Source organism: Streptomyces sp. BBFR51 (assembly GCF_044591655.1).
Classification (GTDB): domain Bacteria; phylum Actinomycetota; class Actinomycetes; order Streptomycetales; family Streptomycetaceae; genus Streptomyces.
In genome coordinates, this window is record NZ_CP172448.1 from 2,019,511 (window position 1) to 2,033,795 (window position 14,285).

General features: G+C 71.0%; 13 protein-coding genes. 7 read left to right on the forward strand and 6 right to left on the reverse strand.

Annotated elements, in window-relative coordinates:
* Nucleotides 1-106: 106 nt before the first annotated feature.
* Nucleotides 107-874 (reverse strand): enoyl-ACP reductase FabI, encoded by a 768-nt coding sequence (gene fabI / locus ACGH7X_RS09115; RefSeq protein ID WP_399883405.1) that lies wholly within the window; start codon nucleotides 872-874, stop codon nucleotides 107-109.
* A gap of 5 nt (nucleotides 875-879) precedes the next feature.
* Nucleotides 880-1,584 carry a 3-oxoacyl-[acyl-carrier-protein] reductase gene (fabG, locus tag ACGH7X_RS09120; RefSeq protein ID WP_399883407.1) on the reverse strand — a complete coding sequence of 235 codons (705 nt, stop codon included), beginning with the start codon at nucleotides 1,582-1,584 and terminating at the stop codon, nucleotides 880-882.
* Nucleotides 1,585-1,874: 290 nt separating this feature from the next.
* Here fabG and ACGH7X_RS09125 point away from each other — a divergent pair, with 290 nt between their 5' ends.
* The 3 genes from ACGH7X_RS09125 to tyrS all read left to right on the forward strand — a co-directional run bounded on the left by ACGH7X_RS09125 (nucleotide 1,875) and on the right by tyrS (nucleotide 6,136).
* Complete coding sequence (locus tag ACGH7X_RS09125) at nucleotides 1,875-3,398, forward strand: TldD/PmbA family protein (protein WP_399883409.1); 1,524 nt, start codon at nucleotides 1,875-1,877, stop codon at nucleotides 3,396-3,398.
* Entirely contained in the window at nucleotides 3,395-4,798 is a 1,404-nt protein-coding gene (locus ACGH7X_RS09130; protein ID WP_399883411.1) for a metallopeptidase TldD-related protein, read from the forward strand. The genes ACGH7X_RS09125 and ACGH7X_RS09130 overlap by 4 nt, the downstream gene beginning before the upstream one ends.
* A gap of 69 nt (nucleotides 4,799-4,867) precedes the next feature.
* The gene (gene tyrS / locus ACGH7X_RS09135; protein ID WP_399896878.1) at nucleotides 4,868-6,136 is read left to right on the forward strand and encodes a tyrosine--tRNA ligase; all 1,269 of its coding nucleotides are present in this window, start codon (nucleotides 4,868-4,870) and stop codon (nucleotides 6,134-6,136) included.
* 84 nt (nucleotides 6,137-6,220) lie between these two features.
* Here tyrS and ACGH7X_RS09140 read toward each other — a convergent pair whose 3' ends face one another.
* Nucleotides 6,221-6,502: a GlsB/YeaQ/YmgE family stress response membrane protein gene (locus tag ACGH7X_RS09140; RefSeq protein ID WP_399883413.1), complete on the reverse strand. Its 282-nt coding sequence runs from the start codon at nucleotides 6,500-6,502 to the stop codon at nucleotides 6,221-6,223.
* Nucleotides 6,503-6,764: 262 nt separating this feature from the next.
* Between ACGH7X_RS09140 and ACGH7X_RS09145 the strand changes: the two genes are divergently transcribed.
* Both ACGH7X_RS09145 and ACGH7X_RS09150 read left to right on the forward strand, forming a co-directional pair.
* Nucleotides 6,765-7,163 (forward strand): DUF3099 domain-containing protein, encoded by a 399-nt coding sequence (locus tag ACGH7X_RS09145; RefSeq protein WP_399883415.1) that lies wholly within the window; start codon nucleotides 6,765-6,767, stop codon nucleotides 7,161-7,163.
* A 213-nt stretch (nucleotides 7,164-7,376) separates the two neighbouring features.
* Nucleotides 7,377-7,604, forward strand: a complete 228-nt coding sequence (locus ACGH7X_RS09150) for a hypothetical protein (RefSeq protein ID WP_399883417.1) — start codon at nucleotides 7,377-7,379, stop codon at nucleotides 7,602-7,604.
* Between the two features lie 9 nt (nucleotides 7,605-7,613).
* Here ACGH7X_RS09150 and moaA read toward each other — a convergent pair whose 3' ends face one another.
* The 3 genes from moaA to ACGH7X_RS09165 form a co-directional block, all read right to left on the reverse strand.
* Nucleotides 7,614-8,603, reverse strand: coding sequence for a GTP 3',8-cyclase MoaA (gene moaA / locus ACGH7X_RS09155; protein WP_399883419.1), 990 nt, complete (start codon nucleotides 8,601-8,603; stop codon nucleotides 7,614-7,616).
* A 157-nt stretch (nucleotides 8,604-8,760) separates the two neighbouring features.
* Entirely contained in the window at nucleotides 8,761-10,395 is a 1,635-nt protein-coding gene (locus ACGH7X_RS09160) for a cation acetate symporter (protein ID WP_399883421.1), read from the reverse strand.
* On the reverse strand, nucleotides 10,392-10,748 hold the full coding sequence (locus ACGH7X_RS09165) for a DUF485 domain-containing protein (protein WP_399883423.1): 357 nt from the start codon (nucleotides 10,746-10,748) through the stop codon (nucleotides 10,392-10,394). The genes ACGH7X_RS09160 and ACGH7X_RS09165 overlap by 4 nt, the downstream gene beginning before the upstream one ends.
* A 265-nt stretch (nucleotides 10,749-11,013) precedes the next feature.
* Here ACGH7X_RS09165 and ACGH7X_RS09170 point away from each other — a divergent pair, with 265 nt between their 5' ends.
* Nucleotides 11,014-12,561, forward strand: coding sequence for a S8 family peptidase (locus ACGH7X_RS09170; RefSeq protein WP_399883425.1), 1,548 nt, complete (start codon nucleotides 11,014-11,016; stop codon nucleotides 12,559-12,561).
* 87 nt (nucleotides 12,562-12,648) lie between these two features.
* Complete coding sequence (locus ACGH7X_RS09175; protein WP_399883427.1) at nucleotides 12,649-14,187, forward strand: S8 family peptidase; 1,539 nt, start codon at nucleotides 12,649-12,651, stop codon at nucleotides 14,185-14,187.
* The last annotated feature ends 98 nt before the right edge of the window (nucleotides 14,188-14,285 follow it).

Consider the following 14,285-nt stretch of genomic DNA (forward strand, 5'->3'; position numbering starts at 1 on the left):
CCTGCGCCGCCGTCCGCCCCACCGCCCGGCCGGCTGAGCCGAACGGGTGACATGCCGAGGGCCCGCACCCCGAGGGGGACGCGGGCCCCGCGGACTCGGTCGTCGCTCAGGCGCCGATGGCGTGCAGACCGCCGTCGACGTGGACGATCTCACCGGTGGTCTTGGGGAACCAGTCGCTCAGCAGCGCGACGATGCCGCGGCCGGCCGGCTCGGGGTCCTTGAGGTCCCACTCCAGCGGGGAACGGCTGTCCCACACGGCGGCCAGGTCGCTGAAGCCCGGGATGGACTTCGCGGCCATGGAGCCGAGCGGGCCCGCCGAGACCAGGTTGCAGCGGATGTTCTGCTTGCCGAGGTCACGGGCCATGTAGCGGCTGGTGGCCTCCAGCGCGGCCTTGGCCGGGCCCATCCAGTCGTACTGCGGCCAGGCGTACTGCGCGTCGAAGGTGAGGCCGACGACCGAGCCGCCGTTCTGCATCAGCGGCAGGCAGGCTGTGGTCAGCGACTTCAGGGAGAACGCCGAGACGTGCATCGCGGTGGCGACGGACTCGAACGGCGTGTGCAGGAAGTTGCCGCCGAGCGCGTCCTGCGGCGCGAAGCCGATGGAGTGCACGACGCCGTCGAGGCCGCCCAGCTCCTCGCCCACGACGTCGGCGAGCCGGCCGAGGTGCTCGTCGTTGGTGACGTCCAGCTCGATGACCTTGGTGGGCTTGGGCAGCTTCTTGGCGATGCGCTCGGTCAGGGTGGGCCGCGGGAACGCGGTCAGGATGACCTCGGCACCCTGCTCCTGGGCCAGCTTGGCGGCGTGGAAGGCGATGGACGCCTCCGTCAGCACACCGGTGATCAGGACGCGCTTGCCCTCGAGAATTCCGCTCATGGTGATCAGTGACCCATTCCCAGTCCGCCGTCAACGGGGATGACGGCTCCAGTGATGTACGAGGCGTCGTCCGAGGCGAGGAACCGCACCGTCGCGGCGATCTCCTCGGTCCGCGCGTACCGGGCGAGCGGCACCTGGGCGAGGATCTTCGCCTGCTGCTCGTCGGTGAGCTCCCTGGTCATGTCGGTGTCGACGAAGCCGGGCGCGACGACGTTGAAGGTGATGTTGCGCGAGCCCAGCTCACGGGCGAGGGAACGCGCGAAGCCGACCAGCGCGGCCTTGGAGGCGGCGTAGTTCGCCTGCCCCGCGGACCCGAGGAGACCGACCACCGAGGAGATGAAGACGACGCGGCCCTTCCTGGCGCGCAGCATGGCGCGGTTGGCGCGCTTGACGACGCGGAAGGTGCCGGTGAGGTTGGTGTCGATGACGGACGTGAAGTCCTCCTCCGACATCCGCATCAGCAACTGGTCCTTGTTGACGCCGGCGTTGGCGATCAGGACCTCTACGGGACCGTGCGCTTCCTCGATCTCCTTGTAGGCCTGCTCCACCTGCTCCGTGTCGGTGATGTCGCACTTGACGGCGAGGAAGCCCTGGGGCGGCTCACCCGAGCGGTACGTGATCGCGACCTGGTCGCCGGCGTCGGCGAATGCGCGGGCGATGGCGAGGCCGATGCCCCGGTTGCCTCCGGTGACGAGAACCGAGCGGCTCAACGGATCACCCTTTCCCTAGCGGTCTGTTGTCCGCCCGAACACCCGGATGACAGGCGGTTATGACAGGCGGCTTCCTCGAAAATCTATCGGTCCCCGCCCGCCGGCGAAGACTCGGGCGCCCACAGTGGCTTACGGAGCTGACTGTCGGGTCCCTACAGAAGGGCCCCGGTCGCGGGGGACCCGCCCGCGGGCGCAAAGGTGTGGTCCGCGTCCGGCCCGACGCGACATGATGCGGCGCAGCCCCCGGTGTCGCGGCAGACGACCGGTCACGTCGACAGAAAGAGACGCAGGTGCCTCACAGCATCGACGAAGCCTTCACGGCACTCCCCCTACGCGCCCTCGCCGACGCCGCCCTCGCCCGCGCGCGTGCGCTCGGCGCCGAGCACGCGGACTTCCGCCTCGAGCGGGTGCGCAACGCGTCCTGGCGGCTGCGGGACGCCAGGCCCGCCGGGTCCTCGGACACCACCGACCTCGGGTACGCGGTACGGGTGGTGCACGGCGGTACGTGGGGTTTCGCGTCCGGCGTGGACCTCACCCTGGACGCCGCCGCCAAGGTCGCCTCGCAGGCGGTGGCGATGGCGCAGCTGTCCGCGCAGGTGATCAGGACCGCCGGGTCGGACGAGCGGGTGGAGCTCGCCGCCGAGCCGGTGCACGCCGACCGGGCGTGGGTCTCGGCGTACGAGACCGATCCCTTCACCGTGCCGGACGCGGAGAAGTCGGCGCTGCTGGCCGACTGGAGCGCGCGGCTGCTGGCGGCCGACGGGGTCGATCACGTGGACGCCTCGCTGCTCACCGTGCACGAGAACAAGTTCTATGCCGACACGGCCGGGACCGTGACCACGCAGCAGCGGGTCCGGCTGCACCCGGTGCTCACCGCGGTGTCGGTGGACGACTCCAGCGGCGAGTTCGACTCCATGCGCACCCTGGCACCGCCGGCCGGGCGCGGTTGGGAGTACCTGACCGGCACCGGCTGGGACTGGGACGCGGAGCTGGCGGAGATCCCGGAGCTGCTCGCCGAGAAGATGCGGGCGCCAAGCGTCGAGGCGGGGCTGTACGACCTGGTCGTCGACCCGTCGAACCTGTGGCTGACCATCCACGAGTCCATCGGACACGCGACCGAGCTGGACCGGGCCCTCGGTTACGAGGCGGCCTACGCCGGCACCTCCTTCGCCACCTTCGACCAGCTCGGCAAGCTGCGCTACGGCTCGGAGCTGATGAACGTCACCGGTGACCGCACCGCCGAGCACGGGCTCGCGACCGTCGGGTACGACGACGAGGGCGTCGAGGGCCAGTCCTGGGACCTGGTGAGGGACGGCACGCTGGTGGGCTACCAGCTCGACCGGCGGATCGCGAGGCTCACCGGCTTCGAGCGGTCCAACGGGTGCGCCTACGCCGACTCCCCCGCCCACGTGCCGGTGCAGCGCATGGCCAACGTGTCGCTGCGACCCGATCCCGGCGGGCTCTCGACCGAGGATCTGATCGGGGGCGTCGATCGCGGGATCTACGTCGTCGGGGACCGGTCCTGGTCCATCGACATGCAGCGCTACAACTTCCAGTTCACCGGTCAGCGGTTCTTCCGGATCGAGAACGGGCGGCTCGCCGGTCAGCTGCGGGACGTGGCGTACCAGGCGACGACCACCGACTTCTGGGGTTCCATGGCGGCCGTCGGCGGCCCGCAGACGTACGTCCTGGGCGGCGCCTTCAACTGCGGCAAGGCGCAGCCGGGGCAGGTCGCGGCCGTCTCGCACGGCTGCCCGTCCGCCCTCTTCAAGGGCGTCAACATCTTGAACACCACCCAGGAGGCGGGTCGATGAGCGCCGGTACCAACAAGCCGCACGAGATCGTCGAGCGGGCGCTGGAGCTGTCCCGGGCGGACGGCTGCGTCGTCATCGCCGACGAGGAGTCCACCGCCAACCTGCGCTGGGCGGGCAACGCGCTCACCACCAACGGTGTCACGCGCGGGCGCACGCTCACCGTCGTCGCCACCGTCGACGGGCAGGAGGGCACGGCGTCCGGGGTCGTGTCGCGCTCGGCCGTGACCGTGGACGAACTGGAGCCCTTGGTGCGTGCCGCGGAGGCCGCCGCGCGGGGTGCCGGACCGGCCGAGGACGCGCAGCCGCTGGTCGCGGGCGGGCCGGCCGCGCCCGACTTCACCGACGCGCCCGCCGAGACGTCGTCGGCCGTGTTCGCCGACTTCGCGCCGGCCCTCGGGGAGGCGTTCGCACGCGCGCGTGCGGGCGGCCGGGAGCTGTACGGCTTCGCCAACCACGAGATGACGTCGACGTACGTCGGTACGTCGACGGGGCTGCGGCTGCGGCACGACCAGCCCAACGGGACGCTGGAGCTGAACGCCAAGTCGCCCGACCGGACCCGGTCGGCGTGGGCGGGGCGGGCCACGCGGGACTTCAAGGACGTCGACCCGGCGGCGCTCGACGCCGAGCTGGCCGTACGCCTGGGCTGGGCCGAGCGACGGGTGGAGCTGCCCGCGGGGCGGTACGAGACGCTGCTGCCGCCGACCGCGGTCGCGGACCTGCTGATCTACCAGTACTGGTCGGGCTCCGGGCGGGACGCGGTCGAGGGGCGCACGGTGTTCTCCGAGCCGGGCGGCGGCACCCGGGTCGGCCAGCGGATCGGCGAGCTGCCGCTGACCCTGCGCAGTGATCCGCACGAGCCGGGTCTGGAGAGCGCGCCCTTCGTGGTCGCGCACTCCTCGGGCGGCGACCAGTCGGTGTTCGACAACGGGCTGCCGGTCGCGGCGACCGACTGGATCCGCGCGGGTGAGCTGCACCGGCTGACGACCACCCGGCACAGCGCGGGTCTGACCGGGCTGCCGGTGGCCCCGGCGATCGGCAATCTCGTCCTGGACGGTGGCGGCGACCGGTCCCTGGAGGAGATGGTCGCGGGCACGGACCATCGTGGGCCCTGCCTGCTGCTGACCTGCCTCTGGTACATCCGCGAGGTCGACCCGGCGACGCTGCTGCTGACGGGGCTGACCCGGGACGGCGTCTATCTCGTCGAGCACGGCGAGGTCGTCGGCGAGGTGAACAACTTCCGGTTCAACGAGTCGCCGGTGGATCTGCTGGGCCGGGCCGTGGAGGCGGGGCGCACGGAGAAGACGCTGCCCAGGGAGTGGGGCGACTGGTTCACCAGGGCCGCGATGCCCGCGCTGCGGGTACCGGATTTCAATATGAGCTCTGTCAGTCAGGGCGTATAACCTCGTAGTCGGCCGTCACCCGACTGCCGACCGCCCGAAGATCATGAGCATGTGGGAGACAAGAGAACCGTGACGGACATCGTCGACGAGCTGAAGTGGCGCGGGCTGTTCGCCCAGTCCACCGACGAGGACGCTTTGCGCAAGGCGCTCGCGGACGGTCCCGTCACGTTCTATTGCGGTTTCGACCCGACCGCGCCGTCCCTGCACGTGGGGCACCTGGTGCAGGTGCTGACCGTGCGCCGGCTCCAGCAGGCCGGTCACCGGCCGCTGGCGCTGGTCGGCGGGGCCACGGGTCAGATCGGCGACCCGCGCCCGACCGCGGAGCGCACGCTGAACTCGCCGGAGACCGTCGCGGGCTGGGTCCAGCGGCTGCGCGGCCAGATCGAGCCGTTCCTGTCCTTCGAGGGCGAGAACGCCGCGGTGATGGTCAACAACCTGGACTGGACCGAGGGCCTGTCGGCGATCGAGTTCCTGCGGGACATCGGCAAGCACTTCCGGGTCAACAAGATGCTGGCCAAGGACTCCGTCGCGCGCCGGCTGGAGTCCTCCGAGGGGATCAGCTACACGGAGTTCAGCTACCAGCTGCTCCAGGCGATGGACTTCCTCCAGCTCTACCGGAGGTACGGCTGCACGATGCAGCAGGGCGGCAGCGACCAGTGGGGCAACCTCACGGCCGGCCTCGACCTGCTGCACCGGCTGGAGCCGGACGCCGGCGTCCACGCCTACGCGACGCCGCTGATGACCAAGGCGGACGGCACCAAGTTCGGCAAGACCGAGGGCGGCGCGGTCTGGCTCGACCCGGAGATGACGACGCCGTACGCGTTCTACCAGTTCTGGCTGAACGTGGACGACCGGGACATCTCGACGTACCTGCGCATCCTGTCCTTCCGCTCCCGTGCGGAGCTGGAGGAGCTGGAGCGGCAGACCGAGGAGCGTCCGCAGGCCCGGGCCGCGCAGCGCGCGCTGGCCGAGGAGCTGACGACGCTGGTGCACGGCGCCGGCCAGACGGCCGCCGTGATCGCCGCGTCCAAGGCCCTCTTCGGCCAGGGCGACCTGACGGAGCTGGACGAGCGGACGCTGGCCGCGGCCCTCTCCGAGCTGCCGCACGTGAAGGTCGCCGAGCCGGCCCCGGTCGTCGACCTGTTCGCCGAGGTCGGCCTGGTGACCAGCAAGTCCGCCGCGCGCCGCACGGTGAAGGAGGGCGGCGCCTACGTGAACAACGCCAAGGTCACCGGCGAGGACGCGGTCCCCGCCCGGGAGGACCTGCTGCACGGACGCTGGCTGGTGCTGCGCCGCGGCAAGAAGAACCTGGCCGCGGTGGAGGTCACCGGCGCCTGAGCGGGCGCACGCGCGAGGGGCGCTCTCCGGTGCCACGCCGGCGCCGGAGAGCGCCCCTTCGCCGTACCCGGGTGTCCGGGACGGTCAGGCCCGTTCGCGGCGCTTTTTACCGCGTACCGCCGAGTAGGCCGCGTCGCCGAGGCCGACGACGATGATCGCCGCCACGAGCTGGAACAGGTGCCGCCACCAGTCGATGCCGGACGTCGCCTCGACACCGGCCGCGCGGGCGATCGCGTTGCCGATGATCGCGCCGATCATGCCGCAGATGGTGGTCAGCCACAGCGGCATGTGCTGCTTGCCGGGGATGATCGCCTTGGCGATCAGACCGAGCACGAATCCCACGATGATCGCCCACAACCAGCCCATGACTGCCTCCTCATACGGCTCTACGCGAGCATTGCCGCCAGTCTCGGGCCGTACCGCGTACGGCGCATGCCGGGTACGGCCGAACGGGGGACCGCCGCCTACGCGGTGCGGCGCACGCCGAGCGGGCGAACGGGCGGCGACCCGGTCTCGTGAGCGGCGCGGGTGCGGCGTACCGTGGAGAGTTGTCCGGGACCGGAGTCCCCGAGCGGCCGCGGACGAGAGCGCGCCGGGGACAGTCCGATGCGGGCGGATGGTGGACCAGATGCGGAAGCAGAGTGCCGGCGGCAGCGCCGAGGTGTTCCGGATCACCGGGGCCCGGACGGGCCTCCAGGAGGACGTGCGCGGGCGGCAGCGCCGGTACATCATCTCGATGTCCGTCCGTACGCTGTCGGTGATCCTCGCCGTCTGCCTGTGGAACGTGGAACGGCACGTCGCGATCGTGGCGCTGATCCTCGGGGCGGCCCTGCCGTACATCGCGGTGGTGATCGCCAACGCCGGGCGCGAGAACGCGCCATCCTTGCCGTCGACGTTCGTGACGGCGCCCACCCAGCCGATGATCATGCCGCCCCGGGCCGAGGACGGGGCCGCGCAATCCGTCCCGGAGGGCGCCACGGCAGATCCGACGGCCGGCGCGGCCGGTGAGTCGCGCGGCCGGCCGTGACCGCGAAGGCACCTGCCGGGGGCGGGCGTCGATTCCGCGCCAGGCCGAAGAAATGCTCAGATGAATCGTGTTGTTCCGGTGCCGGGCGATGGGTGAGCCGTGACATACTTCGTACGCGCTCCGCATCCCCCGTCGGAGCGACGGACCGACGCCGGGCAGCTCCCCCCGTGGCTGCTCGGCGTCGCCTTGTGTGTGGACCTGTGAGACGAACCTGTGAGTGACGAGACCACCCCGATCTGCTCCGCCAAGGGCTGCCGCACGCCCGCCGTGTGGGTGCTGGCGTGGAACAACCCGAAGATCCACACGCCGGAGCGCCGCAAGACGTGGATCGCGTGCGACGAGCACCGGGAGCATCTGTCCGAGTTCCTCGGGGTGCGGGGGTTCCTCAAGGACGTGGTTCCGCTGGCGGACTGGGAGTCCCAGTCCCAGGAGAACACCTAGAGGGCGGTGTCAGCCGCCGATCGCCGACATCGGCCGGTCGGGCTGCACGAACGTCGGGTCGTCCAGGCCCGCGCCGGCCTTCTTGCCCCACATGGCCAGGCGCCAGATGCGGGCGATCTCCTCGTCGGGGGCGTCGGAGCGCAGGGCCGCGCGCAGGTCGGTCTCCTCGGTGGCGAACAGGCAGGTGCGCACCTGTCCGTCGGCGGTCAGGCGGGTGCGGTCGCAGGCCGAGCAGAACGGGCGGGTGACCGAGGCGATGACGCCGACGCGGTGCGGGCCGCCGTCCACGAGCCAGCGTTCGGCGGGGGCCGAGCCGCGCTCCTCGGAGCCTTCGGCGGTCAGCTCGAAACGGGTGCGCAGGGAGGTCAGGATGTCACCGGCGGTGACCATGCCCTCGCGCTTCCAGCCGTGCTGGGCGTCCAGGGGCATCTGCTCGATGAAGCGCAGCTCGTAGTCGTGCTCGACGGCCCAGGCCAGCAGGTCGGGGGCCTCGTCGTCATTGAGCCCCGGCATCAGGACGCTGTTGACCTTGACGGGGGTGAGACCGGCCTCGCGGGCGGCTTCCAGGCCCTCGAGGACGTCCTTGTGGCGGTCCCTGCGGGTGAGGGTCTTGAAGACGTCGGGGCGCAGGGTGTCCAGGGAGACGTTGACCCGGTCCAGGCCCGCCGCCTTCAGGGCGGTCGCCGTGCGCCTCAGGCCGATGCCGTTGGTGGTGAGGGACATCTGCGGGCGCGGGGCCAGGGCGGCGACGCGCTCGACGATGCCGACCAGGCCGGGGCGCAGCAGCGGCTCCCCGCCGGTGAAGCGGACCTCCTCGATACCGAGGGAGGTGACCGCGATGCCGATGAGGCGGACGATCTCGTCGTCCGTGAGCAGATCGGGCTTGGCCAGCCACTGCAGGCCCTCTTCGGGCATGCAGTAGGTGCAGCGCAGATTGCAGCGGTCGGTGAGCGAGACCCTCAGGTCGGTGGCCACTCGGCCGTAGGTGTCGATGAGCACGTGGGCCCCCTCCCTCGACGCGGATCGGTGGAGCACTTCTCTCCTCCGATACCTGCGAGCCTACGTGACCGGTCCGACATCGACAGCCGCCCGATCCCACGACGCGGGACGCGGCCGCGTCGTAGGGATCTACGAGCGGCCGCGTCTCCCGGTGGCCTCAGTGCGCGCCGGTACCGGTCAGGGACCGGACCTCCAGCTCCGCGTACTTGGCCTCGTCGGGCTTCTCCTTGGACATGATCGTGCCCAGCCAGCCCATCAGGAAGCCGAACGGGATGGAGATGATGCCCGGGTTCTTCAGCGGGAACCAGGCGAAGTCGACGTCCGGGAACATCGCCTTCGGGTCGCCGGAGACCACGGGCGAGAACAGCACCAGGCCGACCGCGACGATCAGACCGCCGTAGATCGACCAGAGGGCCCCCTGGGTGGTGAACCTCTTCCAGAACAGGCTGTAGAGGATCGTCGGCAGGTTGGCGGACGCTGCGACCGCGAAGGCCAGGGCGACCAGACCGGCCACGTTCAGGTCGCGGGCGAGGGCGCCGAGCGCGATGGAGACGATGCCGATGAAGACGGTGGCCCAGCGGGCCGCCTTCATCTCCTCCTTCTCGGTGGCCTGCCCCTTGCGGATGACGTTGGCGTAGATGTCGTGCGCGAAGGACGAGGACGAGGCGAGGGTGAGACCCGCGACGACGGCGAGGATGGTCGCGAAGGCCACCGCCGAGATCGTGGCGAGCAGGATCGCGCCCCAGGCCGAGTCGACGCCGCCCACGTGCAGCGCGAGCAGGGGCGCGGCCGTGTTGCCGGACGGGTTGGACGCGATGATCTCGTCCTTCCCGACGAGCGCGGCGGCACCGAACCCGAGGGCGATGGTCATCAGGTAGAAGGCGCCGATGATGCCGATCGCCCAGTTGACGGACTTACGGGCGGCCTTGGCGTTGGGCACCGTGTAGAAGCGGATCAGGATGTGCGGCAGACCGGCGGTGCCGAGCACCAGGGCGATGCCCAGGGAGATGAAGTCGAGCTTGGAGGTGCCGTTCGCGCCGTACTGGAGGCCGGGCTCCAGGAAGGCGGAGCCGGCGCCGCTGTTCTCCGCGGCCTTGCCGAGCAGGTCGGAGATGTTGAAGTCGAACTTCAGCAGCACCAGGAAGGTGATCAGGATGGTGCCGCCGATCAGCAGCACCGCCTTGACCATCTGGACCCAGGTGGTGCCCTTCATGCCGCCGATGGTGACGTAGACGATCATCAGGACGCCGACGAGGGCGACGATGAGGATCTTGCCCGCGTCGGAGGTGATGCCGAGCAGCAGCGAGACGAGGATGCCCGCGCCCGCCATCTGGGCCAGCAGGTAGAAGATCGAGACGACGATCGTGGAGGTGCCGGCGGCGGTGCGCACGGGACGCTGGCGCATGCGGTAGGCGAGGACGTCGCCCATGGTGTAGCGGCCGGAGTTCCTGAGCGGCTCGGCGACCAGGAGCAGCGCGACCAGCCAGGCGACCAGGAAGCCGATGGAGTACAGGAAGCCGTCGTAGCCGAAGAGGGCGATGGCGCCGGCGATGCCGAGGAAGGACGCGGCCGACATGTAGTCGCCGGAGACGGCGAGGCCGTTCTGGAAGGCGCTGAACTGGCGGCCGCCCGCGTAGAAGTCGGCGGCGTCCTTGGTCTGGCGGCCCGCCCAGACCGTGATGCCGAGCGTGGCGAGGACGAAGACCGAGAAGAGCGTGATGATCAGCGGCCGGTGCTCGCTGGCCTCGTTGGCGGCAAGTTCGGCGGCGAAGACGGTCTGTGCGGGGCTCATGCGCCGCCCTCCATCCGGGTCTTGATGGCCTCGGCCTTGGGGTCGAGCTTCGTGGCGGCGTACCGCGAGTACCACCAGGCGATGAGGAACGTGGTGACGAACTGGGCGATGCCGAAGACGAAGGCGACGTTGATGTTGCCGAAGAGCTTGGTGCCCATGAAGCCGCCCGCGTAGTTCGACAGCAGCACGTACAGCAGGTACCAGGCCACGAAGGCGACGGTCAGCGGGAACGCGAAGGAGCGGAAGGAGCGGCGCAGTTCGGCGAACTCAGCGCTCTGCTGGACTTCGGAGAACTCCTCGGCGGAGGGAAGTGGGCGTTCCTCTTTCGAGGGGGGCGGTGCGTCGGTGGCCACTGAGTCTCCTCGTACGACGGACATGACGGCTTGGACCTCGCTGTTCTCGCAGGGAACTGATCGTGCTCGGGCTCCCTGACCAACGACACGGCGCACCGCGGGGACCGGTTCAACACCCTTGGCACTTTCCGAAGTCACCCTCGGTGGGTCATTGCTGGCCAGCGACTTCGGGAGATAGCTTCGCCCTGCACCGCTCCGTCATGTACCTGCCCGATCACCAACCGTGTCCCGGGCGGGTCCTGTCACCGGATGATGTGGAGACCCCATGGATCATCTGCGTTCCCCGCGTTCCAGACGCAGGCTCGCGCTCGCCGTGCCGGTCGTGCTGTCGCTCACCGCGTCGCTCGGCTTCCTGCCGGCGGCCGCGGCGGCCGCCCCGGACCCGGGAGCCGCAGCTCGGACCGGCCGGGCCGCGGACGCGCCCGGCCTGGCGTACGTCGTCAACACGAGGGCGGACCACCGCACGATCGCGTCGGTGAAGCGGGCGATAGCCAGGGCAGGCGGGGACGTCGTCACCGCGTACGAGAAGATCGGCGTGATCGTCGTCCACTCGGCCGACCCCGGCTTCGGCACCGAGATACGCAAGGCGCACGGCGTGCGGTCGGCGGGCGCGACCCGCACCGCGCCGCTGACCGCGGCCGGGACGACGGACCTGGGCGCCGCGGAGAGGCTCTCCGCCGAGCAGGCCGCGAGGACCGCCGAGGCCTCCGAGGCGGCGGGAGCGGGCGAGCCGCTCGAGGCCGACCAGTGGGACCTGCGCGCGATAGGCGCCGACAAGGCCGCGAGGATCAACCCGGGCAGCTCCCGGGTCACCGTCGCCGTCATCGACACCGGCGTCGACGACACCCATCCCGACCTCGCCCCGAACTTCTCCGCCGCCCAGTCCGCCAACTGCGTGGGCGGCAAGGCGGACACCGGCGAGGGGGCCTGGCGGCCGTACACCGCCGAGGACTACCACGGCACCCATGTGGCCGGTGAGATAGCCGCCGCCCGCAACGGCGTCGGGGTCGCCGGTGTCGCGCCGGGCGTGCGGGTGTCGGGCATCAAGGTGAGCGACCCGGACAACGGGCTCTTCTACCCCGAGAACGTCGTGTGCGCGTTCGTGTTCGCCGCCGACCACGGCGTGGAGATCACCAACAACAGCTACTACGTGGATCCCTGGCTGTACAACTGCATGGACGACCCGGACCAGCGCGCGATCGTCGACGCGGTCAACCGGGCCCAGCTGTACGCCCAGCGCAAGGGCACCCTGCACCTCGCCTCCGCGGGCAACTCCGCCCACGACCTGGACTCCGACGCGCTCGTCGACGACTCCAGCCCCGACGACTCCACGCCGGCCGAGCGGACCGTCGACCCGCACGAGTGCTACGACGTCCCGACCCAGCTGCCGGGCGTCGTCACCGTCAGCGCGACGGGCGTCGACAAGGAGAAGTCGTACTACTCCTCGTACGGCAGGGGAGTCGTCGACGTCGCCGCGCCGGGCGGTGACGGGCGCTACCAGATCCCGGACACGCCGTCGAAGAACGGCCGCATCCTGTCGACCCTGCCGAACAACGAGTACGGCTATCTGCAGGGCACGTCGATGGCCTCGCCGCACGCCGCGGGCGTCGCCGCGCTGCTGAAGTCGAAGTACCGGCACGCCTCACCGGCGATGCTCCAGGCGCTGCTGAAGGCCCAGGCGGACAACCCGGGCTGCCCTGCCTCCTACGACCAGGACGGCGACGGCGCACAGGACGCCACCTGCGAGGGCGGCAAGCGGGTCAACGGCTTCTACGGCTTCGGCATCGTCGACGCGCTGCGCGCGGTGAAGTGACCCGCCCCGCGGCCCCTGGCCCCTCCGTCTTCCTGCCGCGCTTTCCCGCCACTCACCGGTTTCACGAACGAACTGGAGACACCGCACATGACAGCACCCCTCCCGCGTCACCGCCGCGCCGTCGCGATCCCGGCCGGTCTGGCCGTGGCCGCGTCGCTGGCGTTCCTGCCGGGCACCCCGGCCGCCGCGGCACCCGCGGCTCAGGCCGCCCCCTCGGCCGCGGCGGACGCGACCTCGCTCAGCTACGTCGTCAACGTCTCCCCGGGACACGGCCCTTCGGCCACCGTGCGGCGGGCGATAGCCAAGGCCGGCGGCACGATCGTGACGTCGTACGACCGGATCGGCGTGGTCGTCGTCCACTCCGCGAACCCCGACTTCGCCAAGTCCGTCCGCAAGGTGCGCGGCGTGCAGTCCGCCGGTGCCACCCGCACCGCGCCGCTGCCCTCGGCCGCCACCACCGACACGGGCGCCCCGAAGGTGCTCGGCGCCAAGGACCTCGCCGCCGCGAAGGCCGGCGCGCGGGCAGCCGAGGGCCAGGACCCGCTGGAGTCGCTCCAGTGGGACCTGCCCGCCATCAAGGCGGACAAGGCGCACGAGAAGTCGCTGGGCAGCAAGAAGGTGACCGTCGCCGTCATCGACACCGGTGTCGACGACACCCACCCGGACATCGCCCCGAACTTCGACCGGCAGGCGTCCGTCAACTGCGTCGCGGGCAAGCCGGACACCACCGACGGCGCCTGGCGGCCGAGCGCGGCGGAGAGCCCGCACGGCACCCACGTGGCCGGGGAGATAGCCGCCGCCAAGAACGGCGTCGGCATGACCGGTGTGGCACCCGGGGTGAAGGTGGCCGGCATCAAGGTCTCCAACCCGGACGGCTTCTTCTACACCGAGGCCGTGGTCTGCGGCTTCGTGTGGGCGGCCGAGCACGGTGTCGACGTGACCAACAACAGCTATTACACCGACCCGTGGTACTTCAACTGCAAGGACGACCCGGACCAGAAGGCGCTCGTCGAGGCCGTCTCGCGGGCCTCGCGGTACGCCGAGAAGAAGGGCGCGGTCAACGTCGCCGCGGCCGGCAACGAGAACTACGACCTCACGTCCGACGAGATCACCGACCCGTCCTCGCCGAACGACACCACGCCCGGTGACCGGACGGTCGACCCGTCGAAGTGCCTGGACATCCCGACCCAGCTGCCGGGTGTCGTGACGGTCGCGGCGACGGGCGCGAAGGGCCTCAAGTCGTCCTTCTCCAACCACGGCCGGGGCATCATCGACATCGCCGCGCCCGGCGGCGACTCGACGGCCTACCAGACGCCGGAGCCGCCCGCCACCAGCGGTCTGATCCTGGGCACGCTGCCCGGCGGCAAGTGGGGCTACATGGCCGGTACGTCGATGGCCTCGCCGCACGTCGCGGGCGTCGCCGCCCTCATCAAGTCGACGCACCCGCACGCCTCCCCGGCGATGGTCAAGGCCCTGCTGTACGCCGAGGCCGACGCCACGGCGTGCACCAACCCCTACGACATCGACGGCGACGGCAAGGTCGACGCGGTGTGCGAGGGCCCGAAGAACCGCAACGGCTTCTACGGCTGGGGCATGGCCGACGCGCTGGACGCGGTCACCTGGTAGCCGGCACCCCGCCGAGCACCACGCGCGCGTGAAAGCGGGCCGGGCCGCAACCCGGCCGCCCGGCCCGCTTCTTCGCCCGAGCTTGCCCGGATCCGGGG